At 62.1% G+C, this 24,583-nt stretch carries 24 protein-coding genes; 6 read left to right on the forward strand and 18 right to left on the reverse strand.

The window, feature by feature from the left end:
• Positions 1–30 precede the first annotated feature (30 nt).
• The 8 genes from OF385_RS16170 to iolC form a co-directional block, all read right to left on the reverse strand.
• Positions 31–1,518 (reverse strand): sugar porter family MFS transporter, encoded by a 1,488-nt coding sequence (locus tag OF385_RS16170; RefSeq protein WP_264276325.1) that lies wholly within the window; start codon positions 1,516–1,518, stop codon positions 31–33.
• A gap of 340 nt (positions 1,519–1,858) precedes the next feature.
• Positions 1,859–2,743 carry a sugar phosphate isomerase/epimerase family protein gene (locus OF385_RS16175; RefSeq protein WP_264276326.1) on the reverse strand — a complete coding sequence of 295 codons (885 nt, stop codon included), beginning with the start codon at positions 2,741–2,743 and terminating at the stop codon, positions 1,859–1,861.
• A gap of 7 nt (positions 2,744–2,750) precedes the next feature.
• Positions 2,751–3,764 carry a Gfo/Idh/MocA family protein gene (locus OF385_RS16180; RefSeq protein WP_264276327.1) on the reverse strand — a complete coding sequence of 338 codons (1,014 nt, stop codon included), beginning with the start codon at positions 3,762–3,764 and terminating at the stop codon, positions 2,751–2,753.
• A gap of 42 nt (positions 3,765–3,806) precedes the next feature.
• On the reverse strand, positions 3,807–4,727 hold the full coding sequence (locus OF385_RS16185; RefSeq protein ID WP_264276328.1) for a sugar phosphate isomerase/epimerase family protein: 921 nt from the start codon (positions 4,725–4,727) through the stop codon (positions 3,807–3,809).
• A gap of 29 nt (positions 4,728–4,756) precedes the next feature.
• Positions 4,757–6,271, reverse strand: coding sequence for a CoA-acylating methylmalonate-semialdehyde dehydrogenase (locus OF385_RS16190; RefSeq protein ID WP_264276329.1), 1,515 nt, complete (start codon positions 6,269–6,271; stop codon positions 4,757–4,759).
• A 43-nt stretch (positions 6,272–6,314) separates the two neighbouring features.
• Positions 6,315–8,246, reverse strand: a complete 1,932-nt coding sequence (gene iolD / locus OF385_RS16195; protein ID WP_264277957.1) for a 3D-(3,5/4)-trihydroxycyclohexane-1,2-dione acylhydrolase (decyclizing) — start codon at positions 8,244–8,246, stop codon at positions 6,315–6,317.
• Positions 8,247–8,276: 30 nt separating this feature from the next.
• Entirely contained in the window at positions 8,277–9,206 is a 930-nt protein-coding gene (locus OF385_RS16200) for a deoxyribose-phosphate aldolase (protein ID WP_264276330.1), read from the reverse strand.
• A 2-nt stretch (positions 9,207–9,208) separates the two neighbouring features.
• Positions 9,209–10,201, reverse strand: coding sequence for a 5-dehydro-2-deoxygluconokinase (gene iolC, locus OF385_RS16205; protein WP_264276331.1), 993 nt, complete (start codon positions 10,199–10,201; stop codon positions 9,209–9,211).
• A 327-nt stretch (positions 10,202–10,528) separates the two neighbouring features.
• Between iolC and OF385_RS16210 the strand changes: the two genes are divergently transcribed.
• The 3 genes from OF385_RS16210 (at position 10,529) to OF385_RS16220 (ending at position 13,824) form a co-directional block, all read left to right on the forward strand.
• On the forward strand, positions 10,529–11,536 hold the full coding sequence (locus OF385_RS16210) for a LacI family DNA-binding transcriptional regulator (RefSeq protein ID WP_264276332.1): 1,008 nt from the start codon (positions 10,529–10,531) through the stop codon (positions 11,534–11,536).
• Between the two features lie 105 nt (positions 11,537–11,641).
• Complete coding sequence (locus OF385_RS16215) at positions 11,642–12,814, forward strand: Gfo/Idh/MocA family protein (RefSeq protein ID WP_264276333.1); 1,173 nt, start codon at positions 11,642–11,644, stop codon at positions 12,812–12,814.
• A complete protein-coding gene (locus OF385_RS16220) occupies positions 12,811–13,824 on the forward strand; it encodes a sugar phosphate isomerase/epimerase family protein (RefSeq protein ID WP_264276334.1) in 1,014 nt (337 codons plus the stop codon). Before OF385_RS16215 ends, OF385_RS16220 begins: the two co-directional genes overlap by 4 nt.
• Before the next feature lie 90 nt (positions 13,825–13,914).
• Here OF385_RS16220 and OF385_RS16225 read toward each other — a convergent pair whose 3' ends face one another.
• The 7 genes from OF385_RS16225 to uraD all read right to left on the reverse strand — a co-directional run bounded on the left by OF385_RS16225 (position 13,915) and on the right by uraD (position 20,395).
• Complete coding sequence (locus tag OF385_RS16225; protein WP_264276335.1) at positions 13,915–14,520, reverse strand: malonic semialdehyde reductase; 606 nt, start codon at positions 14,518–14,520, stop codon at positions 13,915–13,917.
• A 154-nt stretch (positions 14,521–14,674) separates the two neighbouring features.
• Positions 14,675–15,886 (reverse strand): MFS transporter, encoded by a 1,212-nt coding sequence (locus OF385_RS16230; RefSeq protein WP_264276336.1) that lies wholly within the window; start codon positions 15,884–15,886, stop codon positions 14,675–14,677.
• A 70-nt stretch (positions 15,887–15,956) separates the two neighbouring features.
• Entirely contained in the window at positions 15,957–16,919 is a 963-nt protein-coding gene (locus OF385_RS16235) for an ROK family protein (protein ID WP_264276337.1), read from the reverse strand.
• Between the two features lie 59 nt (positions 16,920–16,978).
• Positions 16,979–18,514, reverse strand: a complete 1,536-nt coding sequence (locus OF385_RS16240; RefSeq protein ID WP_264276338.1) for a nucleobase:cation symporter-2 family protein — start codon at positions 18,512–18,514, stop codon at positions 16,979–16,981.
• Positions 18,515–18,589: 75 nt separating this feature from the next.
• On the reverse strand, positions 18,590–19,513 hold the full coding sequence (pucL, locus tag OF385_RS16245; RefSeq protein ID WP_264276339.1) for a factor-independent urate hydroxylase: 924 nt from the start codon (positions 19,511–19,513) through the stop codon (positions 18,590–18,592).
• Positions 19,514–19,517: 4 nt separating this feature from the next.
• On the reverse strand, positions 19,518–19,874 hold the full coding sequence (gene uraH / locus OF385_RS16250; RefSeq protein WP_264276340.1) for a hydroxyisourate hydrolase: 357 nt from the start codon (positions 19,872–19,874) through the stop codon (positions 19,518–19,520).
• 26 nt (positions 19,875–19,900) lie between these two features.
• Positions 19,901–20,395 (reverse strand): 2-oxo-4-hydroxy-4-carboxy-5-ureidoimidazoline decarboxylase, encoded by a 495-nt coding sequence (gene uraD, locus OF385_RS16255; protein WP_264276341.1) that lies wholly within the window; start codon positions 20,393–20,395, stop codon positions 19,901–19,903.
• A gap of 322 nt (positions 20,396–20,717) precedes the next feature.
• Between uraD and OF385_RS16260 the strand changes: the two genes are divergently transcribed.
• Complete coding sequence (locus OF385_RS16260; protein WP_264276342.1) at positions 20,718–20,912, forward strand: hypothetical protein; 195 nt, start codon at positions 20,718–20,720, stop codon at positions 20,910–20,912.
• Between the two features lie 16 nt (positions 20,913–20,928).
• Here OF385_RS16260 and OF385_RS16265 read toward each other — a convergent pair whose 3' ends face one another.
• Positions 20,929–21,150 carry a hypothetical protein gene (locus tag OF385_RS16265; protein ID WP_264276343.1) on the reverse strand — a complete coding sequence of 74 codons (222 nt, stop codon included), beginning with the start codon at positions 21,148–21,150 and terminating at the stop codon, positions 20,929–20,931.
• Between the two features lie 305 nt (positions 21,151–21,455).
• A complete protein-coding gene (locus tag OF385_RS16270) occupies positions 21,456–22,469 on the reverse strand; it encodes an AEC family transporter (protein ID WP_264276344.1) in 1,014 nt (337 codons plus the stop codon).
• A gap of 198 nt (positions 22,470–22,667) precedes the next feature.
• On the opposite strand from OF385_RS16270, the gene OF385_RS16275 reads away from it, so the two are divergent.
• Entirely contained in the window at positions 22,668–23,432 is a 765-nt protein-coding gene (locus tag OF385_RS16275) for an SDR family oxidoreductase (RefSeq protein WP_264276345.1), read from the forward strand.
• A 10-nt stretch (positions 23,433–23,442) separates the two neighbouring features.
• A complete protein-coding gene (locus OF385_RS16280) occupies positions 23,443–23,814 on the forward strand; it encodes a nuclear transport factor 2 family protein (RefSeq protein ID WP_264276346.1) in 372 nt (123 codons plus the stop codon).
• Between the two features lie 17 nt (positions 23,815–23,831).
• Here the strand turns inward: OF385_RS16280 and OF385_RS16285 are convergent, their stop codons facing one another.
• Entirely contained in the window at positions 23,832–24,281 is a 450-nt protein-coding gene (locus OF385_RS16285) for an SRPBCC family protein (RefSeq protein WP_264276347.1), read from the reverse strand.
• Positions 24,282–24,583: the final 302 nt, after the last annotated feature.

The raw sequence follows: 24,583 nt of genomic DNA on the forward strand, positions 1-24,583 counted from the left end.
AGCCTTTATCCATTAATCGTCCGGTCAGCGCTACGAGCCGGCAGAGGACTTCAGCTGGTAAATCGCCCCTGTAGTGACGTCCTCTTCGAGATCTTCGAGGGAACGCCCACGCGTCTCCGGAACCTGGGTGGCCACGAAGATCAAGGCCAGAACACCTACCCCGGCGAAAAGGAAGAATGATCCAGTGATTCCGACGCCCGAGATCAACGTCGGGAAGTACAGGGCCAAGAATCCGTTGGTGATCCACACGAAGAATACCGAAATTCCAATTCCAAGTCCTCGCATATGCTGCGGGAAGACTTCGGCGAGCCACACCCACACTGCGATGTTGAGGAAGGTTTGCATGGAGAGCACGAAGGCCACGACAAGAATCATGATTACGATGGGCCTGGCAACGCTTCCGACGGGAAGGAGGATTCCAGCGAACGCGACGAGCAAATGGCACACCGTGGTCAGGCTCAATCCAATGAGGAATGTCGTGCGCCGATCCAGACGGTCCATGTTGCGCAACGCGATCACTCCACCAATGACAGCGACGGCGCCGAACGCGATATTCGCCAGGACCGCCTGTTCAGCTGACATGCCTGATTCCTCAAGAACACGCGTACCGTAATACATGATCGAATTGATGCCGGTCAACTGCTGCGCCATGCCGACCCCGATACCAATCAGGATGATCCGGCGCAGCCATTTATTCTCCAAGATTGCTTTCCAGCCAACCTTCTTGTTTTCGCTCTTCTCCCGCTGAGCGATGATTTCTACCTCGTGGACCTCGGCCAGAGCGCGCTCCGGCGAGCGGACAGTCTTGAGCACCCGCAAGGCCTGCGCATATCGACCCTTCTCAACCAGCCAGCGCGGCGACTCCGGCATGCGCAGCATGCCGAAGAAGAGGGCGATGGCGGGAAGAGCACACACGGCAAACATGAGCCGCCAGACCCCGTCAAGGTGGCCGAGCGTCACCGCAAGGACAGCGTTGACGATAAATGCCGATAGCTGTCCGATAACGATGGCCAGCTCGTTGCGTCCAGTGATTGAACCGCGAATTTCATAGGGAGCAAGCTCGGCCAGATACACCGGAACTACGGTAGAGGCACCGCCCACGGCCAGCCCAAGCATGATTCGCCCGGAAACCAATACCGCAAATCCAAGAGGCGAAAAAGTTCCATACTCTCCGGAAGCCGGAGACAGAATCACCAGCAAAGTCCCGCAGAGAAACAGGCCGGCGAGAACCAGGATGACCTTGCGACGTCCCCAAGCATCAGAAATTCGGCCGCAAACCAGTGCGCCGATCGCCGCCGCAAAGACCAGGGAGCTGATCACTACGCCAACCTGCAGGAGGTTCAATCCCAGCTCGGCGGCCATGGGACCTTCGGCGCCATTGGCCACACCGGTGTCATAGCCGAAGAGCAAGCCACCAAAGCAGGCGACGATGGAGATCAATCCGAGCCGCTTTGAATGAGGCCCCGCAGTCAGGGGCGGCAAACTCGATCTGGCAGAAACATTCTGCGCACTGGACATGGAAACTCCTTAGATTTTCCCGGGTGGAAGCTCTGCTAGCCTGCGGCTGCGCATCGGATCAGCTGTGATCCGACGTCTTCCCTTCGGGGTGGCGGGTACTACATCGCATCATCGTGAACCCCGCCCTTAAACTGAAAGTGATGGGCTTCACAGCCCCTATGTAAGGACAATACGTCATCAGGGTTACATTGGCAATAGTTTTCTTGAATTTGTCCTGACAAATTCGCGGCCTTGGTGCATGCCTGAGCCTCGAGCAAGCTTCGCTGAGTTAAATGGCAAGAACCGAACCATTAGCGGTTCGGTTCTTGCCATGAAGCATCGCCTTGGTGGCGGGTTAGCGCTACTGGCGTGCGCCCTGCGCGGCGGCTACTCGGCTGCGCATCTGCTCCAGTTGGTACTTCGAGACTTCCACGGCGTTCTCGTTCTCCGCGAAAACGCTTGAGACCATCACGCTCTCCTCGCGGTTGGTGAAGCCATTGGCCACCAGCCCGGAGAAGAACTCATCCCAATTCACGTCGCCGTCGCCCACCTTCAGGTGCTGGTGCACCCGCACCGGGTTGCCCGGCGGATTGGTGATGTAGCGCAGGCCGTGCGAAGCATGGTGGTCCATCGTGTCGGCGACATGGACCACGCGAAGCCGCTCCCCCACGGTCTCCATGATCTCCAGTGGCTGGTCCTTCATGTGGAAGGAATGCGAGGCCACATAGACGAAGGACAGGTTCGGTGAATTCACCCCGCGGATCACCCGCCAGGCGGCCAGGCCCTCCTCCACGAAATCATCCGGATGCGGATCGATGGCCACGTTGATGCCTTCGCGCTCGATGATCGGCACCAGTTCCTCCATGGAGCGGTAGAACGCGGCCTCGGATTCCTCGGCGCGCTCAGGGCGTCCCGAGAATTCCGTGTTCATCTGGGTCACGCCAAGATCCACGGCGATCTGGATGGCGCGCTTCCAGTAGCGCACCGCGGCCTGGCGCAGATTCTCATCGGGTGAGGACCAGCGCAGCACCGGAAGCACCGAGGCGATGCCCACGCCGGTCGCCTTGCACTGCGCGGCGAGCTTCGCCACCAGCTCGTCATCGGCCTTCGGGTGGGTGAAGAACGGGATGACGTCCGGGTGCGGGGTCAGCTGGATGTAGTCATAGCCCAATTCCGCGGCGATCCTGGGAAACTCCAGTACCGAGTGCGTGGAATGGAACGGGGTCGGATCCAATGCGAATTTCATGATGTTCCTAGTTGTAGAGATCCGGCTTGCTGTTCAGCACTACGTCGATTTTGGCGCCGGTGCGCTGGGCCTCGACGCCCGCTTCGCAGCAGGCTGCGGTCGCGTAGCCATCCCATGCGTTCGGTCCGCCGATTTCGCCTTGCAATGCTGCGTCAACCCAGGACTGGATTTCGGTGTCGTAGGCCGCCCCGAAGCGCTCCTCGAAGCCCGGGGTGACCTTGCCGCCCCACTGGCCTGCGGTACGCACGTAAGGTCCGGCATCGTTGCCGATGGACACGATGCCGTCTTCGAAGGACGCCTGGGTGGCCACCTCGTAGCCGAACTTCGCATTGACGTAGATCTCCACGTCAGCGAGCACGCCCGAGGTGGTTTCCAGCAAGACATGCTGCGGATCATGCTGCCCATTGGGCGCATTGCGGGTGGCCTTGCCCAGGCGCACCTGCACGCTGGTGATTTCCTCGCCGGTGAAGAAGCGGATCGCGTCGAACTCGTGCACCACCGAGTCATTGATCAGCATTTCGTTGGTGAACCCTTCCGGGGTGCTCGGGTTGCGGTGCTGGTGGTGCAGCACCAGCAGTTCGCCCAGGCCCTGGTTCTCGATCAGCTGGCGCAGCTGCTGGTACTCGGCATCAAAGCGGCGCATGAAGCCCACCTGGATGCGCTTGCGGCCCAGCTTCGCCTCGGCCTCGACGATCTCCCACGAGGATGCGGCATCCGGGGTCAGCGGCTTTTCGCACAATACCGGGATATCCGCTTCCAGCACCTTCAGCAGTGCATCGTGGTGCAGGAAGCCCGGGGTGGCGAGCAGGACCGCGTTCACGTCTCCGCCGGCGAGCGCGGTGTCCAGGTCGGTGTAGCCCTTAGCGCCGGGGACGCCGTCAATGGCGGCGTTGACCCGGTCCAGGTCGATGTCGACCACGGCAGCCACCTCGGCGCCGGAAATACGGTGGTGGATTCGCTGGATGTGGTCAGCGCCCATGCGTCCGGCCCCAACGACGGCAACGCGCAGGATCTCTGGCACGATATGTCCTTTCAAGAAATTTTTGGCTAGGTTCGGTCTTGCTTAAACGTGGGTGCGGGAGATGCAGCTGTGCAGATAGTTCCGCGTGCGCGTGGCAATCGGCAGCGGCACCGAGAAATCGGCGACCGGGTACATGTCCTGCTCCACAATGCCGAAGATCGGGCGGCCCAGCTTCTCCACTTCCTGCAGCACCTCGTTCAGGTCGGGCAGGCCCGATGGCGGCTCGCACATGACCCCGGCCAGGTTGGCCGCGGCCCAGGTCATGTCCTGCTCGCGCACGGTGGCCAGGATGTCCGGGTTGATCTGCTTCAGGTGCAGGTAGCCGATGCGTTCCGGGAAGCGGCGGATCAGATCCACGCTGGAGGCTCCGCCGTATTCGGCGTGGCCGGTGTCCAGGCACAGGGTGGTGAACTGCGGGTCGGTGACTTCGAGGAACTTCTCGATGTCGCCCTGGCCGCAGACGTGGGAGTCCGCGTGGGAGTGGAACTGCTGTTTGAGCCCGAATTCCTCCTGCAGGATCCTGCCCAACCGGTCGTGGCCCTTGGCCAGCGAGTCCCAGCCTTCGGCTTCCAGGATGCCCGGTTCCAGTGCCTGCCCGGTGACGTCATCACGCCACATCGCCGGGATGACCACGATGTGCTCGCCGCCCATGGCGGCGGTCAGCTCGGCGACCTTGCGGGCCGGCTCCCAGGCTTCTTCCCAGGCGTTGGCGCTGCCGTCGATCCCGCGGTGGAAGGCGGTGAACACGGTGCCGGCGCAGACGTTCAGGTCGCGGGCGGCCAGCTCATCAGCGAGCCGGGAAGGGTCGGTCGGCAGGTAGCCGTAGGGGCCCAGCTCGATGGTCTTGTAGCCGGCTTCGGCCACCTCGTCGAGGAAGCGCTGCCACGGGGTCTGCTTCGGGTCATCGGCAAACCAGACGCCCCAGGAGTCAGGAGCCGTTCCGATGGTGATGTTCTGTGCCATGATGCGTACCGTTTCTCTGGCTGAAAAGGCTAGTTGGATGGGAAGTTGAAAGTCGCGGCCGTGCCCTTGGCTGGTTCTGGCCAGCGCTGGGTGATGGCCTTGCCGCGGGTGTAGAAGCGCACGCCGTCCGGGCCATAGATGTGGTGCTCGCCGAATAGCGAGTCCTTCCAGCCGCCGAAGGAGTGCCACGCCACCGGCACCGGCAGCGGCACGTTCACGCCGACCATGCCCACCTGGATGCGGCGGGTGTAGGTGCGGGCGTGGGCGCCGGAGGAGGTGAAGATGGCGGTGCCATTGCCGTAGGGGTTGGCGTTGACCACATCGATGGCCTCGTCCAGGGAATCCACGCGCAGCACCACCAGGACCGGGCCGAAGATCTCCTCGGTGTAGGCGCTCATTTCGCGGCTAACCTTGTCGATGATGGTCGGGCCGACGAAGAAGCCGTTTTCGTGGTCCTTGACCACCAGGTCGCGTCCGTCGATCACCAGTGCGGCGCCGGCCTGCTCGGCTTCGCCAACGATCTTCTGCAGGCGGGACTTGGAGGCCGGGGTGATGACCGGACCCATATCGGCCTTCTCATCAAAGCCATGCGAGACGTTGACCTTGCCGGCGTGCTCGGCGAGCTTATCCACCAGGGCGTCGGCGGCATCGCCGACGGCCACGGCCACGGAGATGGCCATGCAGCGCTGGCCGGCGGAGCCGAAGGCGGCGGCGTTGATGTGGTCGGCGGCCAGGTCCATATCGGCATCCGGCATGATGACTGCGTGGTTCTTCGCCCCGCCCAGTGCCTGCACGCGCTTGCCGTGCTTGGTGGCGGTTTCGTGCACGTACTTGGCGATCGGGGTGGAGCCGACGAAGGAGATGCCGTCGATATCAGGGTGCGACAGCAGTCCGTCCACGGTGTCCTTGCCGCCGTGCAGCACCTGGAAGACACCGTCTGGCAGGCCGGCCTCCTTGAACAGCTGGGCGATCAGCAGCGAGGCGGACGGGTCGCGCTCGGATGGCTTGAGGATGAAGGCGTTGCCGGTGGCGATGGCCACCGGGGCCATCCACAGCGGCACCATGACCGGGAAGTTGAACGGGGTGATGCCGGCGACCACGCCCAGTGGCTGGCGGAAGGAGAAGACATCGATGCCGGTGGAGACCTGGTCGGAGTATTCGCCCTTCAGCGACTGCGAGATGCCGCAGGCGTACTCGACGACTTCGATGCCCCGGCTGATTTCGCCGGCGGCGTCCGAGAGGACCTTGCCGTGCTCGCTGGTGATGATGCGGGCCAGCTCGTCGGTGTGCTCGGTGAGCAGCTGCTGGAAGCGGAAGAGGATCTTGCTGCGCTTGGCGATCGATACTTCGCCCCAGGTTTCGGACGCTGCCTTGGCGATGGCGACGGCCTGGGCCAGGTCCTCGTCATTGGCCAGGCGCAGCTGGCCGGTGACCTCGCCGGTCGCTGGGTTGTAGACCGGCTGGGTTTCGGTGCCGGTGCCCGCCGAAGGGGCGCCGTTGATGTAGTGCAGGATTTCTGCGACGTCGGTGGCGATGGTAGTCATTGCTGTTCTTCCTTTGAAGTTCTGAAGTTTTCTGGTTTCTGCCTTAGCCCAGCAGGGGCTTTTGGCGTGCCTTGTGCTTGGTGTAGTTCTGGTAGGCCGTTTGGGTGCTCTCCAGCTCGGCGACTTCGCTGACCGGGACATCCCACCAGGATTCGCTCGATGGAGCATCGGCGTAGAGGTCCGATTCGATGTGGATCAGGATGGGTCCCGAGCCCTCCGGTGCGGCCTTGGCTTCGGCCACCGCCGCTGACAGGTCGTCGATGGCGTTCGGTCCCGGGGCGATCCGGATGACCTTCACGCCCAGGGATTCGGCGTTGGTGGCCAGGTCCACCGGCAAGGTGGCTCCGTCATCGAAGCTGTGGTGCTCGGCATCCAGCGTGCGGTACTTCGTGCCGAAGCGCTGGGAGCCCAGGGACTCGGACAGGGCGCCGATGGAGGCGTAGCCGTGGTTCTGGATCAGCACGGTGATCAGCTTCAGCCCCTCGGCCACGGCGGTGACCAGCTCGGTGTGCATCATCAGGTACGAGCCGTCGCCCACCATGACCACCACGTCGCGGTGCTCCTGGTTCCCGCGCGCAGCCTCGTCGATCGCTGCGCGCTTGATCCCCAGCCCGCCGGCGATCTCGTAGCCCATGCAGGAGTATCCGTATTCCACGTGGTAGCCGTAAGGGTCCGAAACCCGCCACATCTTGTGCAGGTCCCCGGGCAGCGATCCGGCGGCGCAGACCACGACGTCCCGGGGGTCCATGGCCTGGTTGACCGCGCCGATGATGGCGTTCTGGCTGACCAGCGGCGAGAGGCGCTCGGCGAAGGCCTCGTCCACGGTGGCATCCCAGCGCTGCTTTTCGCTGGCGGCCTGGACTTCCAGGGCACCGTCCACCCGGTAGCCGGTCAAGGCTTCGCGCAGGGCAATCAGGGCCTTGCGGGCGTCGGCCACTACCGGCAGCACGGTGCCGTGCTTGTAGGCATCCAGGGCCGCGACGTTGATGTTCACGAACTTCACGTCGGGGTTCTGGAAGGCGGTGCGGCTGGCGGTGGTGAAGTCCTCGTAGCGGGTGCCGATGCCGATGATCAGATCCGCCTGCTCGGCCAGCGCATTGGCGGCGGTGGTTCCGGTGGAGCCGATGGCGCCCAGCGAGTACTTCGAGTCCCAGGGCAGCACGCCCACGCCAGCCTGGGTATTGCCTACCGGGATGCCGGTGGCCTCGCAGAATTCGGCCAGTTCCCCGGTGGCAAAGGCGTAGAGCACCCCGCCGCCGGCCACGATCAGCGGGCGCTTGGCGGCGCGGATCATCCTGGCCGCTTCGGCGATATCCTGGGCCTCTGGCTCGGGGCGGCGGATCTTCCACTCGCGCTCGGCAAAGAATTCTTCCGGGAAGTCGAAGGCCTCGGCCTGCACGTCCTGGGGCAGCGAGATGGTCACCGCACCGGTTTCCGCCGGGTCGGTGAGCACCCGCAGCCCGTGGTGCAGGGCGCTGGCCAGCTGCTCCGGGCGGGTGACGCGATCGAAGTACTTGGACAGCGGGCGGAAGGCATCATTGACGGTGATGTCATAGCCGTGCGGCATTTCCAGCTGCTGCAGCACCGGGTCCGCGGCGCGGGTGGCGAAGGTGTCCGAAGGCAGCAGCAGCACCGGCAGGCGGTTGGCCGTGGCCAGCGCCGCGCCGGTCAGCAGGTTGGAGGAGCCCGGGCCGATGGAGGTGGAGACCGCGTAGGTGGCCCGGCGTCGGGTGTGCCGCGCGTAGGCGACGGCCTGGTGCGACTGGGCCTGCTCGTTGCGGCCCTGGTAGTAAGGCATCAGGCTTGGGTCCTTGGCCTGCCACTGCTTCAGCGCCTGGCCTACGCCGGCGACATTGCCGTGGCCGAAGATGCCGAACATGCCAGGGATCAGCCGTTCACGGTACTGGGTTCCGCCGATGGAATCCACCGTGTACTGGCGGCCGAGGAATTCCACAACCGCCTGGGCGACGGTCATTGTGCGTGTAGTCATCGAGCTTTGTCCTTCTCAGCTTCGTGCCGGTGCGGTGGTGTTCAGTAGCGATGCGGCGGTGGCCACGGCGGCGGCCACGTCGCCATCTTCGGGGTAGAGCAGGGTGCGTCCCACGGTCAGGCCCTGGACTCCGGGCTGCGCCAGGGCGGCCTGCCAGGAGGCGAAGACCTCATCCGGGCTGCCGGCCGGGTCCCCGCCGAGCAGGACCGTGGGCAAGGTGGTGGCGGCCATGACCCGCTCCATCTCCGCCACCACCGGGATCTTCAGCCAGGTGTAGGCGCTGGATTCGCCCAGCCCTGCGGCGATGCCCATGGACTTGATGACCGCGTCGGGGCGCAGGTCGTTGACGACCTTGCCTTCCACGCGCTTGGAGATGAACGGCTCGACCATCGCGACCAGCTGGTGCCGGGCCAAGTCGGAGACCGCGTCGGCGGTGGCCTGTAGGGTCTTGACGGTGTCCTGGTCCTCGTAGCTGATCCGGGTGAGCATTTTCCCGCCGTCGGCGCCCAGGGCTGCCAGGGCGGAGGCGGTGTGCCCGGTGAACCGGTCGTCGATCTCGTTGACCAGGCCGGTCAGTCCGCCGCGGTTCATCGAGCCGAAGACCAGCTTGCCTTCCAGAGCACCGAGCAGCAGCAGGTCATCGAGGATATCCGGGGAGGCGAGCACCCCGTCGCAGGCAGGATTCTGCAGGGCGATCTGCAACCGGTCCAGCAGCTCGCGGCGGTCGGCCATGGCGGTGGCGCGCTTGCCGACCGACAGGGCCCCGCGAGCCGGATGGTCCGCGGCGATGATGAAGTTCTGGCGTCCCAGCACCGGTCCGGCATGCTTCCGGCGGGCGGCCGCGGCGCGCTGCACCGAGGCCGGGTCCTCGAGACGCTGGCGGGTGAGGGATTCATAGCGGCGCGGGTCTTCGCGATCCACGCTCAGTTCGGTTACCTGTTGCATGACTAGACCAGATCTTTCTGGGAGGCGGGAACGGTGCGGCCGCGCTCGGCCAGCAGGGAGTTCACTTCTTCGGGGGTCGGCATGGCGTCGGAGCAGGCGACCTGGGAGGCGACGATGGCGCCGGCGGCGTTGGCGTAGTCCAATACCTGTTCCAGCGGCCAGCCGGAGAGCAGTCCGTGGCAGAAGGCTCCGCCGAAGGAGTCTCCTGCGCCCAGTCCGTTGGCGGTCTGCACGGGCACCGGCGCGGAGACCACGCGTTCGGTGCGGGTTTTGGCCATCACGCCTTCGGGGCCGAGCTTGACCACGGCGATCTGCACCCCGGCCTCCAGAAGGCGGTCGGCCTGCTCGTCGGGAGTCCCTTCGCCGACGGCAACGGTGCACTCGGCGTCGTTGCCGATGGCGACGGTGGCGGAGGCGAGGGCCGCGGTAACCTGTTCGCGGGCCTGTTCCACCGAATCCCAGAACATCGGGCGGTAATCCAGGTCCAGGATGGTGAACTGGCCTTCGGCCAGCGAGCCGGCTGGGCGGGCTTCATAGGCTGCCAGCTGGGCGCTGCGTGATGGTTCGCGGCTCAGGCCGGTGACGGTGCTCCAGAAGATCCTGGAATTCTTGACGGCGTCCAGGTCGATGTCGCTGGTGTTGATGTTCCAGTCCGGGGCCATCGGGAAGCGGCCGTAGAAGTACAGCGGGAAGTCATCTGGTGGCAGGATGGCGCAGAAGGTGACCGGGGTCTGCAGGCTGGCGTCGCGGGTGACCAGGGAGCGGTCCACGTTGTAGCGGTCCAGCTCGCGTTCCAGGAAGGTCCCGAAGTCGTCGTCGCCAACCTTGGTGATCACGCCGGTGTCGCGCCCGTGGCGGGCTGCTGCTACTGCAACGTTGGTGGCAGAACCGCCGAGGTACTTGCCGAAGGAGTTCACGTCGGCCAGGGATACGCCGATGTCATTCGGGTAGACATCAACACTGATGCGTCCGAGGGTGAGTACGTCGTAAGTCACGCGGATCGACGTCCTTTCGAGTCAGGAGTTCAGGGGTCGGCCAGCTGCCGACAATGTGAACGGTGCCACAGGAAATACTTTGCACCATCAGACAGCGCCTGTCAAAGGTTTGTACTGACATATTTACAACATGAGTAACACAAGCGGCGGAAATCCCCGGAAAATCAGTGTTTTTCGTGCCCCGGCGACACAGAAAATTAAGAAAATTTCTCAATACTATGTCCTGACTTTATGACTTGGACGCCGAGGATCTGCCGGACAAAGCCGGCCCGGGCCGCGGGAAACGCTAGGCTCTTAAGGAAGCATCTGCGACACCCAGGAGGAACCGTGGCCACAGGACGCCGTCGTGCAACCATCTATGACGTTGCCCAGGCCGCCGGCGTTTCCAAATCACTGGTCTCCCTGGTGCTGCGCGGCTCCCCCAGCGTCTCTGCTCCACGTCGCGCGGCCGTGCTGGCGGCCATCGAGGAATTGGACTACCGTCCCAGCCACGCCGCCACCGCGCTGGCCGGCGGAACCAGCCAGACTGTCGGCGTGGTCATCGATGACTACACGAACGTCTGGTTCGTGGAGCTGCTGCGCGGCCTCCAGGAAGGGCTGGCCAGCGCGGGATTGCGCATCGCGGTCTCCGATCGCACGCTCAATGCCCATGTCGAGTCGGACCCATTGGACGGATTTCTCAGCACCCGGGTCGAAGCACTGGTGCTGGCCACCGAGCCGACGCCCGCCATGCGCTTTCCCTCCCAGATCCCGGTGATCATCGCAGGCAACAGGGCCACCAAGGTGCCCGGCGCTGATATCGCTGCCAGCGATGACCGCTTGGGCGCCAGGCGGGCCGTTGAGCACCTCATTTCCCTGGGGCACCGGAACATCGGCCACATCGCAGGCGGCGGCGGATCCTCGCACCTGCGAATCCTGGGGTACCGGGATGCCGTTGAATCCGCAGGCCTGGCCGAACACGTTGTCACCCTCGGCGAGCTGACGACCGAGCACAGCGGATACTTGTGCGCCATGGAGTTGCTGCGAAGCTCGCCCGAGACCACCGCCATCCTGGCCGGCAATGATTCCATGGCCATGGGGGCCCTGGCCGCAGCCCGGGAGAACGGCCTGTGCGTTCCCGAGGATCTGTCAATCGTCGGATACGATAATTCGCCGCTGGCCGACACCCAGCTGTTGCGCTTGACCACGGTTGACAGCCGGAATCACGCCGTGGGATTGCACGTCGCCGAGCAAGTCCTGTCGCGCCTTGCGGACCCTGGGCGGGCTCCCCAGGTCGTTTCCCTGGAACCCGCCCTGGTTGAACGCGGGACCTGCGCGAGCGCACGCGAGACCTGATTAATTCTTCCCGGAAGAACTCTTGACCATTCGCCGAATCCGGTTCTACACTTTTTTGGAGCGCTCCAAAATATCCGTTGATTCAATTTTCCCAGGAGAAATTCCGTGACAAAATCTATCGGCATTGCCGTCATTGGTGCCGGCATGGCCGGGCTGTCGCACATTGCTGGCTACCGCACCGCACCGACTCTGTACAACCCGGATTTGCCACCGCTGCGCTATGTGGCCGTGGCCGACGTGAATACCGAGCTCGCCGCGAAGGTCGCCAAGCGCTACGGCTACGAGAAGGCGCTCGGCTCATGGCAAGAAGTCGCCGCAGATCCCGACATTGATGTGGTTTCGGTCGTTATCGCCAACCGCTTCCACCGCGAAGCAGTGGAAGGGCTGCTCGCCGCGGGAAAGCACGTCCTGTGCGAGAAGCCGCTGGCCGACACCTTGGAGGAGGCGGAGGCGATGGCTGACGCGGCGCGCAATGCCTCGTCCGTAGCCCGCGTTGGATTCACTTTCCGCCGCACCCCAGGGATCGCGGCAATCCGCGACTTGATCAACGATGGCACGCTGGGCAAGGTGCTGCACTTCTCTGGCCGCTACTGGACCGACTACGGCCACAGCACGCAGGCGCCGATGAGCTGGCGGTTCAAAGGCCAGCCCGGCTCTGGTGCATTGGCCGACGTCGGAAGCCACCTTGCGTATGTTGCCGAATTCCTGGCCGGTGATATCACCTCGGTCAGCGGCGGCCAGCTGCGCACGAGCATTACCGAGCGCTTCCTGCCAGCCGGCGCCGTCACGGGCCACGATCTCGTGGAACTGAGCGACAAGTCCGAGCCGGTGGAGAACGACGACTACGCAGCGTTCAACGTCCAATTCCCCCAGGCATCGGGAAGCCTGGAAGTTTCCCGCGTCGCGGCCGGGCATCCGAACACGCTGACTTTCGAAGTATTCTGCGAAAAGGGCGCGGCACGCTTCAACCAGCTGAATCCCTCGCAAATCGAAATCATGCTCAGCGACGGCGCGGCTGCTACCAACGGCTACCGCACGGTCAATCTCGGCCCAGAGCACGCCTACATCGGCGGCGGGCTGCCGATGGATGCTCCAGGGGTTGGCTTCGGGCAAAACGACGCTTTCGGCTATCAGGCCCGCGCTTTCCTCGACGAAGTGTGCGGTGCAGCGACAAACCTGCCTGCCAACGCAACCTTCGATGAAGGCGTGCACAACATGAAAATCCTGCAGGCTGTCGTCCAGTCCGCAAGCAATGACGGAAAGCAGGTCGCCCTGTGAAACTCGGAGTCTACAACGCCATCCTCCACGACCGCCCCCTGCACGAAGCCCTGAAGGTCATTGCCGACCTCGGACTCACCGGCATTGAACTGAACACCGGTGGATTCTTGCCGCCCACCCATGTACCGAATATTGACCAGATCCTTGAAAGCGACACCGCGCGGGACGACTTCCTGGCAATTTTCCAGGACACCGGCGTTCAGATTGCAGGATTGAACTGCAATGGCAATCCGCTGCACCCCAACCCGGGCATCGGAGACAAGCACGCTCAGGACATTCGTCGCAGTATCAAGCTCGCCGCGCGACTGGGCCAGCACCGCGTGGTGACCATGTCCGGATTACCCGGCGGCGAACCCGGGGCCACCCGGGTCAACTGGGCCGTCAACGCATGGAACTCGGCGGCCTTGGACCAGCTGGACTACCAGTACTCTCTCGCCGCCAGCTTCTGGAAGGATATTGACGCTCTGGCGCAGGACCACGACGTCAAGATCGCGCTGGAACTGCATCCGCAAAATGTTGCCTTCAACCCTGCCAGCTTCCGCGAACTGGTCGAGCGGGCCGGGACCAGCAACATCGGCGTCGAGCTTGATGCCTCGCACCTGTTCTGGCAGCAGATGGATCCGGTGGCTGTGGTGCGCGATCTCGGATCATGGGTCTTCCACGCGGCGGCCAAGGACGTGCGCATCAATCCGGCGGCGGCCATCCAGGGCGTACTGGATAACAGCTTCCGCAAGCTGCGCAGCGATGAACCCCGGACCAACCTGGGCGAGGACGAGTGGGCCAACGAGTGGCCGAAGAACTCGGCATGGGACTTCGTGGCACTGGGCAAGGGCCATGACACGGCCTTCTGGACCGAATTCCTTCGCGCCCTGCACGAGGTGGATCCCGAGATGCTGGTGAACATCGAGCATGAGGATACCGAATTGGGGCGGGTGGAAGGGCTGGAAGTAGCTGCCAAGGTGCTGCTCGACGCCGATGCCTCCTTGGCCGTCTCGCTGGCCACGAACTAGTTCGCTGGCCCCAAGACAAGGCAAGCCCGGAACTCACCGTTATGAGTTCCGGGCTTGCCTTTGGTATTCGTGGAGTTCAGCGACCCGCGATTAGACGGTGCGCACTGCCTTCTCGTACTCGAAGCGAGCCTTGGGAGCGCCGAGTTCGCTCTGCGCTGGCTGGCCGATGTTGACCACGAGGAAGCTCTTCTGTTCGCCTTCTGGGAAGAACGAGGCATCGATAGCGGAGAAGTCAGCGCCGGTCATCGGGCCGACGGCGAAGCCGAGGCTGCGAGCGGCCAGCATGAAGTAGCCTGCCTGCAGGTGGGCGTTGTTGTTGCCTGTGGCTGCAGTGAAGTCAGCGTCGGCATCGTACATGGCCTTGGGCGCGTTATAGCCTGGCAGGAAGTTATCCCACTGTTCGTGCCATGCGGTGTCATAGCTGAGGATCGCTACCAGCGGAGCTGCGGCAGTCTTTTCCTGGTTGCCTCGAGCCATGGCGTCAACCAGGGTGGCGCGGGCTTCGTGCGAACGAACGTAGGTCACGCGCAGGGGCTGGGAGTTGAATGCGGTGGGACCGAACTTGGCTAGTTCGTAGATTTCCTGGGCCTGCGCTTCGGTGACCTCGCCGGTGAAAGCGTTAGCGGTGCGCGCTTCGCCAAATATGGCGTTGAGCGTTGCGGTGTCGACCTGGGTTTCCTGGGATGCAACAGTCATTGATTGCCTTTCGGATCAGCCCGAGGCCGCTGTGCTGGCCATGCTCGGACACGAATTTGTTCTCTTCGTCTCCAACCGCCAACGCGCCAGCAGCATTCCACCCATTGACGTGTTTTGCGACACATCAGGCTCCTGCGCCCGCCGCTTCTGCGCCTCAACGGGCAATAGGGCTTCTCCCTGCCCTCTCCATGCTCCAGCGCCGATGCAGGAGCAGGCAAGCAACCGAGCACAGGGCAATCGTGATGCCGAAGCAGGTGACCGCCATCGATTCACCAACAACTTGGCCCACCCAGCCCAAGCCCAATGCCCCCAGCGCGGTCAGTGCGTATCCCAGCACCCAGAAGGCCGAGCTGGCACTGCCGCGATGGCGAAGTTCGATTCTCCGCAAGACTATGCCAAGGCCTACCGGGAACAATGCACCATGACTCAGGCCCGCGACGAGCAGCCCGAAAAGGTAGGCCATGACGGCGATTGATCCTTGCAGCCTGGGCGCCAAGGCAATGAGCGCCGTACCGATCATCAATCCAGCGAATCCTAGATAAGCCTTTTCGCTCACCAGCTTTCCGCCGGCCTTCTGCCCCACCGTGGTGGCAACAAATATCAATGAACCAATGAGTCCCAAAAGCCTCAGGTCGGTAATCCCGAAGGCACGAACCACCAGGATGGATGTCATCGCGGTGCAGCCGCCCATCACGGCGAATCCGAGGGTCATCAGGCCGCCCAGGCAATAATCGCGCAGCGCGAAACGGGGTACCAACGGCAAGCTGAGCTTGAGCCGCCGTCCGCGGTGGGCGACCGTATCCGGAGTCAGCGCCAAGAGCACCATGCACACTCCAGAGAGAACGGCGTGGACGCTGAATGCGATCATCGGCGTGGACGAAAGATAGTAGGTGAGGAACGCGGCCAGGGCCGGCCCGCTGCCCAACCCGACCATATTCGCCACACTGGAAATGCCCGCCCCGCGTGCGGAGCTGGAAACAAGGTCAGTGAGATATGCCGTAGCTGTACCGGTCACGAGCCCGGCGCAGACTCCGGAGAGGATGCGCGCGATGAACAGCATGGGCGCGTCCGCCGCAACGGCATACAGCGCGCCGCTGGCCGCCGAGGAGAGCAGTCCGATGATCATCACCGGCTTGCGGCCAATAGCGTCGGAGAGCGATCCGAAGAGGCACAGGACCGTGAGCACCACGATGGCGTATATGGCGAATAGCTGGGTTGACGCTGCGGTGCTCAGCCCATACTCATCTTGCAGGGTCGGATAGAGCGCGGTGGGCATGGTGGTGCCGCACATGGCAATCGCATACGTCACCAGAACTATGCCCAAGGACGCCCCCTGAGCTCGGTCTGGCTTGGCCGGCAGGTTCACACCAAGACCTCGCTCTCATGTTGAACAACAATCCGAGCCTAGATAAGTCTTAATGTCCTGTCAATCTTTTTTACTGTTGTTGATTGAACCGCGCCAGATCAGCCGCGCCAACCAGCCCCGCCGACGCACCCAATTCGGCCTGGCAAATTTTCGCAAACGGACGGTAGCCCCGGCCGGAAAGCGTGCGGCGGTAGGTTTCTTCGGCGGTAGCCACCAGCTGCCTCGACGCCGTGCCCAGGCCGCCGCCAATCACGATGGTTCCAGGGTCGAGAACCGAAACGAGGTTGGAGATCCCCAAGCCAAGCCAGCCGCCCATATCTTCAATCAGGTCCTTGCACGCGGGATCGCCCTCGGCAGCCAGCCTGGTCACTTCTGCCCCGGTCACGGCTTCCGGGTTATCCCCCACGGCCTCGCGCAGGCGGAAGGCTACCGGCGACTTGCTGCGCACCAGTTCAGCGCCTTCGCGCCCCAGGGCATTACCAGAGGCGTACTGTTCCCAGCAGCCCCGGTTGCCGCAGGCGCAGCGGTGCCCGCCGGGGACAATGACCTGATGCCCGAATTCCCCGGCGATGCCTGACTTGCCGCGATGGATCTGGCCGCCGAGGATCACGGCCCCGCCGATCCCGGTTCCCAGTGTCAGGCAGACCATGTCGCTCTCGCCGCGTCCGGCGCCGAAACGATGTTCGGCCCAGCCGGCGGCGTCAGCGTCATTGACCAGGGTGACCTCGTGGCCCACCAGCTGCATCAGGCGATCGCGCACCGGCTCATTGCGCCAGGACAGGTGCGGGCTGAACAGGACGTTTTTGCCTTTGCGGTCCATCCAGCCAGCGGCACCGATGCCCACCGGCATCCGATCGTTGCCCTCGGAGAGCTCAAGGATCATGTCAGCCAGGGCCCGTTCGGTGCCGGCCACATCATGGTTTGGCGTCTCGCGGTGGATCTGCCCGTAGACATTTCCCTCTTCATCCACGAGAGCTGCAAGGATTTTGGTGCCACCGATGTCAACGCCGATGGAAAGATTAGCTGGATGCACAATTACCTATCCTATGAGCATCCAGGCCGCTCTGCCCAAGAATGGCAACTGAACTGGACTCAGTGATCCTGGGATTCCGCCAACTTCGGCACCGGCATCTTGATCTGCCCGGTTTGGATCTTCTCGAATTCATCGGGCGAGACGACAGGGATTTCGTAGCCTTCCTTGTCGATCAGCTTGCCGTTTTCAAAGTGGTCGCCTTCGATCAGGCCACAGATTTCGTCCTGCTTCACCATGCGAGGCGGAGCGGCCGAGAAGACCGAGGCATTCTTGGTATTGCCGAAGGTGAATTCATTGAACAGCAGGTTCAGCAGCACTGCCATGATGGCTGCCGAAGAAATACCGGAGTGGAAGATGCTCTCGAACCAGGTCGGGAAGCCGGCGTAGAAGTCTGTTTTGACAATCGGGATGCAGCCGAAGGCAATCGAGGCCGCGACAATCACCAGGTTCATGCCGTCGTACTTGACCTTGGACAAAGTTCGGATTCCAGAGGCCGCTACCGTGCCGAAGAGCACGATGCCTGCGCCGCCGAGCACCGGAGTCGGGATCGCCGCTACCACGCGTCCTAGGACTGGCAACAGTCCGAGCACCACCAGGATGCCGCCACCGGCTGCAACGACGAATCGGCTGGTGATGCCGGTGATGGCCACCAGTCCGACATTCTGGGCGAAGGCCGACTGGGTGAAGGTATTGAAGATCGGTGCCACAGCGGACGAAGCCATATCGGCGCGAAGGCCGTTGGCGATGCGTTTGGAATCAACCTTTGACCCGGCAATCTCGCCCACCGCGAGGATATCCGCGGTCGTTTCCGTCAAAATCACCAGCACCACGATGGTCATGGAAATGATGCCGCCGATCTCGAACACCGGCATGCCGAAGGCCAGCGGCTGCGGGAAGGCGAAAATCGCGCCGTTCCCGACCTGAGAGAAATCCGCCATGCCCAGCAACGCTGCAGCTACCGTGCCCAGCACGATGGCCAGCAAGATCGACATTCGGGAGATCGCGGCATTGCCGACCTTGGACAGCAGCAGGACTACCAGGAGCGTTCCAGCGGCCAGCCCGATGTTTGACAACGAACCGTAGTCATCGGCCTTGGCGTCTCCGCCCATGGCCCAGTTGGCGGCCACCGGGGTCAGCGAGATGCCGATCATCGTGATGACCACGCCGGTGACTACCGGCGGGAAGAAACGGATAATTCGTGCGAAGAACGGGGCAATGAGGAAGCCGATGAGCGCTGCAACCAGCACGGCGCCGAAGACCGCCTGGATACCCCCGCCACCATTGACGATGGCCACCATCGTGGCCACGGACGCAAAGGACGTGCCCTGTACCAGTGGCAGTTGAGCTCCGAAGAACGGGATGCCGACGGTTTGCAGAATAGTGGCCAGTCCGCCAACGAAGAGGCAGCAGGCTACCAATAGGCCGATATCTGCCGGCGAAACTCCCGCGGCGTTGCCGATGATCAATGGCGGGGCGATGATGCCGCCGTACATAGTCAATACGTGCTGCAGGCCGTAGGCAAAACTCTTCCCTACGGAAAGTTTTACATCCTCGGGCCGGATGCCTTTGGTAGATTCATCAGGTGTAGCGCTCAAGGCTGACCTCCTACGTCAGTCGCTGCCAAGGGTGTGCCGGTGTGTCCGCACCGGCACACCCTCAACGCTGTTCGGTTAGATAAATGCCGGAATATTGGCCCAGATCGGATGATTCGCTTCGGTGCCTTCACGGGTGATGGTCGCTTCGATCAATCCGTAAGGGCGGTCCGCGGCGAAGAAGACCTCGTTGGGGTTGTCCTGGCCGAAGGGTTCCAGGTCCACAAGGAAGTGGTGCTTGTTCGGCAGGGACATCTTGATCTCGGCGATTTCCGGGTGGGCTTCCAGAACTGCCTGGCCCATCTGGAACATGGTCTGCTGCAGTGCGTAGGAGTGGGTCTGCGCGAACTGCGTGAGCAGCAGGTTGCGCACCGAGGAATACACGCCGTCAAAGTCGATGCCTTCGGCGATGGCCTCCTCGGTGTAGCGCCAGCGTGCGGTCACGTCGGTGGCCAGGATGCGGTCGGTCGTTTCCTTCAGGGTCGTGTACTTGTCCCTCGGGAAGCCGTGGAACTCGCTTCCGGTGGACTTCAGGACCGTGAGATCCTCAAGGCCGGCAACAATGGACTTCTTGCCCTGCGCGTCGATTTCCAGGACCGCGGTGCGGACCTCGGATTTGTTCTGCGAGAATGCGTGGTCGTGATCGTTGATGCGGTCCCAGAAGAACTGCTGCGCTGCCCAGCGGCCACCGGTGATCCAGTCGAATTCGCCGGTGAAGTGCTCTCCGAGTTTCACGAGGAATTCCTCTACGGAGCCCACGCCATTGCGGGCCAGACCGTACACGGTGTTCTTCTGCGTGTCGGTGGCGACAACGCGGGAGTTGTCGCCGTCCTGGTGGGCTGCGCTGAAGTCGCCGTGCAGCTGGCTGGTGACATTCAGATCCTGGATCTGATGGCGCGCGGTGTCGCGGGTGATCTTGACCAGGCGTACTTCCGCCTTGCCGTACTGGTTGGATCCAAGCACGATCTTGGTCTGGGTTGGGGCAGTGATTTCGGTAGTCATTGTTCTAGCTCCCTCGGTACGTGGAATATGCAAACGGGCTGATAAGAAGAGGTACGTGGTAATGCTCATCGACGTTATTCACGAAGAAGTCGATAGTTACCGCGGGGAAGAAGCTTTCCGTTCCCTGCTTCCCGAAGTAGTCCCCGGTTTCAAAAGAAATCCGGTAGCGGCCGGCTTCAACCTGTATCGGCCCAAGGTTCTTGATGCGTCCATCCGCATCGGTTGCACCTGTTCCGATTTCTTGCCAGCCGGATGCCGACTTGGCTTCCAGCGTGGCCTTGACACCGGAGGCAGGCCTCCCGGTCCCGGTGTCGAGTATGTGGGTGGTGATGTGGCTGCGCTCTGCGCTGTCATCCGCCATGGTCATCTCCTAGAAGTTGGAGGGAATTAGTCGGTAATTAGGTCGTTGAGCCGAAGAACGGCTATTTCACGCAGCTGCGTGGCGACTTCGGCAAGTTCGGTGGCGTCGTCGTTCGCCAGCCGGCGTTCGCATTCGGCCAAGATCTCTTCGGTGCTGCGACCGGCGGCACGGATGAGGAACACGCGGTCAAAGCGCTGCTCGTAGTCCTGGTTCGCTGCTTTCAAGCGCGCGGTGGCGTCCCCATCCAGATTCAAAGTTGATTGCTCGCCGCGAGAAAGATCCGCTTCCTTGCTTTCGCCCTGTGCTCGTTCGCCGATGCGCGGGTGCTGCGCCAAAGCGGGGTCCAGCTCCTGCGGTTCAAAGGGGGTGATGCCACTCAGCGCATAGGAAGCGAGTTCGTCCCGGTCAGCGAAGGGACGAGCGGAGATCAGTTCGTTGATCCAGCGGTCGACATCAACGCAGGGCCGAAGGAAAGTTTCTGCTTCAGCTGCGGAGAGTTCGTTGAATGCGTCGAGGTGCATCGGGTGATCAGCTCTTTTCTTCGGTCGACATTCCACGGACCTTGGCTGAACACCCTTACCACCGAAAATCATGATTTCGGCTTCGACTCGATGCTGGTTTCGTGGAACCTTGTTGCTCAACTGTAATCCACTTCACAGCGGTTGCGTCAAGAGAAAAACCGAAAAATTTACACGTCCTTATTTTGTTAAATAATCTTCACGCGACCGCGAAACTATTTGCCCAGACCCCTTGCCAACACCCTGTCGAGCCTCACATAATAGTTTCACTAGATAAAAGATAGTTTTCACGATACGAAAGTATTGCCAGCCGAAGGAGGGAACCATGACCGCCACCAACCCGACAAAATTTAACTTCTCCGCCGAAGAGAATCGCCCCCTGGGAATGACTGAGGCATTGCGCACGGGACTGTTTCAGTCCATCGACAACCTGGATCCGGACATTGTCCGGCAGCCTAGGATCTCCAGCACCGCACCGTCGCTGTGGACCAAGATTCTTGGGGCCTCCGCCGGCAGCTAAGGCCAGCTACTCCCGGCTAGGAATGGGCTAGCAGCTGCAGCAGGATGACAACAACGCCAGCTGCGGCCAGTAACACCATCAGCAGCGTAAAGCTCGCGATGATGTCCGCGACGAAACTCGCCATCAACACCGCAACGACAGTCTCGACGAGGCTCAGTGCCGCGGCACCGGCCGTTGGCTCGTGTCCGTGAGAAGCACTGGCAATCATGACGGCGAGCGCAGTGAAGGCAACATACACGCGCTCTTTGAGAGTTGACGCCAGCTCTTTTGGTGTCGGCTCCTATTCATTGAGCTGCTTGTCCACCGCTGCCGCTGCGTCCTGGCTTACGAGATTTCCGAGCCCGCTTTATCCCTCCGTTGCAGTCCAGAAAATCAGCGAACACGGTGTTTCGCGCAGCCAAGCATTCCCACGACTGGGCCATTGCGGAAACACCCCATTGACTCCCAGGTGCCCCATTGGCGGAACTCACGGCTCTTCCGGACCAGACCATGGAAACCTGGGCCACCGAAGACATATTCCTGTTGTGCGGCTGCGGTGGCTGATTACTTTAGGACCAGCTGGGCCAGCACAGGCAATGCAATAACGGACAACAGGCAGGTGATCACGATAGCCACCGCCGTGGGTTCGCCATCTCCAGTGTCGTTGTGCGCCATGATGTAGGCGGTGGCGCTGACCGGCATGGCGGCCATCAATACCGCCGCGTTGAACCACACGCGGTCCAGGCCGGGGGCAAAAAGCTGGAGCATCAGCACGGTGAGCAGTGGCAGCGCCACCAGTTTGCCGATGATCATGGCCAGCATGGAGCTCTTGGCCCGCGCAGCCGGCGCCGTAGCCGATTTCACTGGCGCATTCCTGGCCGCGCGTGAACGTTCGATGGTGCGTTTCAGGGACATGCCGATGACAAAGAGCGCTCCGGGAGCCGCGGCGGCGGAGAGCAGGTCAATGGTGTCGTCAATGGGATCCGGCACGCGGATTCCCGAGAGCACCACGGCACCGCCGATGACCATGGCCCACGTGACCGGGCTATACAGCAGCGCGTTGCGAATGGTGCGCGAAAGCCGGGATCCGCTGGCAGGATGCTGCCCTGCACCAGCCCCGGCAGGCAGCATGATCTGCGCGAGGATCGGGAACCCGACCATGAAGATGATGTTGTGCACCAGCTGGCCCATCCCGGCGGCGAAGCCGGCCTGCGGGCCCATCACCCCCAGGATCACCGGAATACCGAGATAGGAAACGTTGCCAAAACTCGTGGTGAGCATTCCGGCAAGCGCGCGGGCTTTCCCCACGCGCAGCAGGTATCTGAACAGGATCCAGCTGAGCCCGGCAAAGAGCAGTGTCGCGGCAATGCTGATCCAGAGGAATGAGAAGGGCACCCCCTGGCTGATGTCGGCGCGGGCCACCACTTTGTACAGCAGCGCAGGCAAGGCCACGTAGAACACGAAGACGTTCAGTGCCGGTTCGACGGAGGCCGGAAATTTGGGTGCGTAACTCGTGCCGTAGCCGATGAGCATGATGAAGAACAGCGGCAAGACACCGTAGAGCACGTCGACGAACACAAGACTCCTTTGAAGGTTGACCGGCCAAGATGCTGTGGGCCGGACATATCAACCCTAGTTGCTTGGGCAGCTTTGGCTCCATCCGGCCACAGCGGCCACGCAACATCCGGTGTCTGGACTGGGTATTGCCGGCAGAGGTTCCTAGGATGGGAGAAGGCACGCTACACCGATGCAGTTGGAACCTGGCAAGGAGAAAAGATGTCCCAGTCCCCTCGTCCGCATGGGCAGGCTCGCACCGTGGTGATCACTGGTGCCGGTTCAGGCATCGGACGTGCCACCGCACGCTTGCTCCTATCGCAGGGTTGGAATGTTGCGCTGGCAGGGCGCACCGAGGCCACCTTGGAAGAGGCCGCGCAGTCGCATCCATCGGCTTTGGTGCATCCGGCCGATGTCACCGATGCGGGAGCCGTGGATGAGCTTTTCGCCGCGGCGCATGCTCGATTCGGCTCGGTCGACGTGCTCTTTAATAACGCTGGAATCTTCGGGCCATCGGTGCCGATTGATGAACTGAGCCCTGAGCAATGGGAGCAGGTGAGCCAGATCAATCTGACCGGAGCTATCAACGCGGCCCGTGCTGCCTTTGCGCATTTCAAAGCCCATGGTGGTGGCCGCATCATCAACAACGGCTCGATTTCGGCTCAGGTTCCGCGGGTGAATTCGGTGGCCTACACGGTGACCAAACACGGAATCGCGGGGCTGACCAAGGCGTTGGAGCTTGATGGCCGCCCTTATCGCATCCGTGCCACGCAGGTGGATATCGGCAATACGGCCAGTGACCTGCTCGATGATTTTGGCGCTCATTCCGGGGCCTTGCAGCCCAGTGGCCAGCGCATGGTTGAGCCGACCTTCCCGCTGGAAGAGGCGGCACAGGCCATCGCCTATATCGCCGCGGTTCCCCTGGGAACCTCAATTAATCAGTTCACCATTACCGCCGGTGGCATGCCCTATATCGGACGGGGCTAGGGGAAATCCAATGAACGTAGAAGTCCCTTCAACGTGTGGCAATGCTCCACGGCATCAGATCATTACCGAAGTTCTAGCCACGATTTACCGCAAAGACTTGCCCGTACTTGAACAATGGCTTTCACCGGACGTTCGGTGGATCGTCGCTGGAATTCGACCCTTGGACGGCTTGGATGCAGTGCGCGAATGGATACTTGCGGCACCAGAAACGCGAACTGTGCAGTTTCTCAGCGTGCTAACGCACGGTGCGGAAGGAAGCGCTGATGGCCAAAGCTACGACACTAATAATTCCGTGACCCACTTCAGCCACGTCCTGAGATTCGCTTCCGCCGGCAAAACCGCAAAGATCAAGCAGATCCGCAGCTACTTCGTGAAGCAGTGAACCGTAGGGTTGGCAGTCTAGAAGTATTCAGCGAGCAACGATTCAAGCTTGCCCAGTGCTGAATGCCAAGCCTTGGTGCTCGAATCAACCACCTCGTAGGGCAATGGGCCCTGAGTCAGGGTCAGCATGGTCTGGCCCGCGAATTCCTTGAACTCGATGCGGGTTTCAATGACAAGGTCCAGTGTCATCTCATGAGGTCCGTCGGCACTGACCAGGCACTCGTACTCATCAAAAGTGGTTAGCACCGCTTTCAGCGGCACCTTGGCCTCTGGGTTGCCGACCTGCACCATTTCCAGTTCGTGGCGGCCGCCAACTTTGGCTTCAAAAACGACGGACCCTTCGTTGACTGCCCAGCCATGTGGACCCCACCATTGCGCGATGATTTCAGGCTCTACAAAAGCTGCCCACACGGCGGTTTTCGGAGCGGAAAACTGTCGTGCAATCACCAGTTCAGTCATCGATTCCATGAGTTCAATGGTATCGCTAGTTAAAGTTGCTGTAGCCCCAACCTTGGCCTCAGATCACTTTCATTCTCTTAGCAAAACAGCGGAAAAGTACCACAAACGATGGCAGACGAGAACGCCGGCTCTGCCACGTTGGTCGCAATCGAGTTCAAGGCGAAGGTGAAAGTGAAAAGCAGGTTAGACATTTAGTGTTCTCCGTACTCGTGAATGCGAGGATGATCTGTCGTGGCATTCGCATGCCACCAACTACTTTTCATCGAGGTCGCGGTCTCGCACCTATACAAAAGAACAGTTCTCGCAAATTA

It is taken from the genome of Glutamicibacter sp. JL.03c, assembly GCF_025854375.1.
Lineage (GTDB): Bacteria > Actinomycetota > Actinomycetes > Actinomycetales > Micrococcaceae > Glutamicibacter.

What these genes read in the sequence shown, in the direction of transcription:
- OF385_RS16170 (WP_264276325.1), bottom strand. Translation starts at nt 1,518, where the DNA reads ATGTCCAGTGCGCAGAATGTTTCTGCCAGATCGAGTTTGCCGCCCCTG.
- OF385_RS16175 (WP_264276326.1), bottom strand. Translation starts at nt 2,743, where the DNA reads ATGAAATTCGCATTGGATCCGACCCCGTTCCATTCCACGCACTCGGTA.
- OF385_RS16185 (WP_264276328.1), bottom strand. Translation starts at nt 4,727, where the DNA reads ATGGCACAGAACATCACCATCGGAACGGCTCCTGACTCCTGGGGCGTC.
- OF385_RS16190 (WP_264276329.1), bottom strand. Translation starts at nt 6,271, where the DNA reads ATGACTACCATCGCCACCGACGTCGCAGAAATCCTGCACTACATCAAC.
- iolD (WP_264277957.1), bottom strand. Translation starts at nt 8,246, where the DNA reads ATGACCGTCGCCCAGGCGGTTGTGGAATTCCTCGGCCGCCAGTACACG.
- OF385_RS16200 (WP_264276330.1), bottom strand. Translation starts at nt 9,206, where the DNA reads ATGCAACAGGTAACCGAACTGAGCGTGGATCGCGAAGACCCGCGCCGC.
- OF385_RS16225 (WP_264276335.1), bottom strand. Translation starts at nt 14,520, where the DNA reads ATGACTGTTGCATCCCAGGAAACCCAGGTCGACACCGCAACGCTCAAC.
- pucL (WP_264276339.1), bottom strand. Translation starts at nt 19,513, where the DNA reads ATGACTACCGAAATCACTGCCCCAACCCAGACCAAGATCGTGCTTGGA.
- uraH (WP_264276340.1), bottom strand. Translation starts at nt 19,874, where the DNA reads ATGGCGGATGACAGCGCAGAGCGCAGCCACATCACCACCCACATACTC.
- uraD (WP_264276341.1), bottom strand. Translation starts at nt 20,395, where the DNA reads ATGCACCTCGACGCATTCAACGAACTCTCCGCAGCTGAAGCAGAAACT.
- OF385_RS16260 (WP_264276342.1), top strand. Translation starts at nt 20,718, where the DNA reads ATGACCGCCACCAACCCGACAAAATTTAACTTCTCCGCCGAAGAGAAT.
- OF385_RS16275 (WP_264276345.1), top strand. Translation starts at nt 22,668, where the DNA reads ATGTCCCAGTCCCCTCGTCCGCATGGGCAGGCTCGCACCGTGGTGATC.
- OF385_RS16280 (WP_264276346.1), top strand. Translation starts at nt 23,443, where the DNA reads ATGAACGTAGAAGTCCCTTCAACGTGTGGCAATGCTCCACGGCATCAG.
- OF385_RS16285 (WP_264276347.1), bottom strand. Translation starts at nt 24,281, where the DNA reads ATGGAATCGATGACTGAACTGGTGATTGCACGACAGTTTTCCGCTCCG.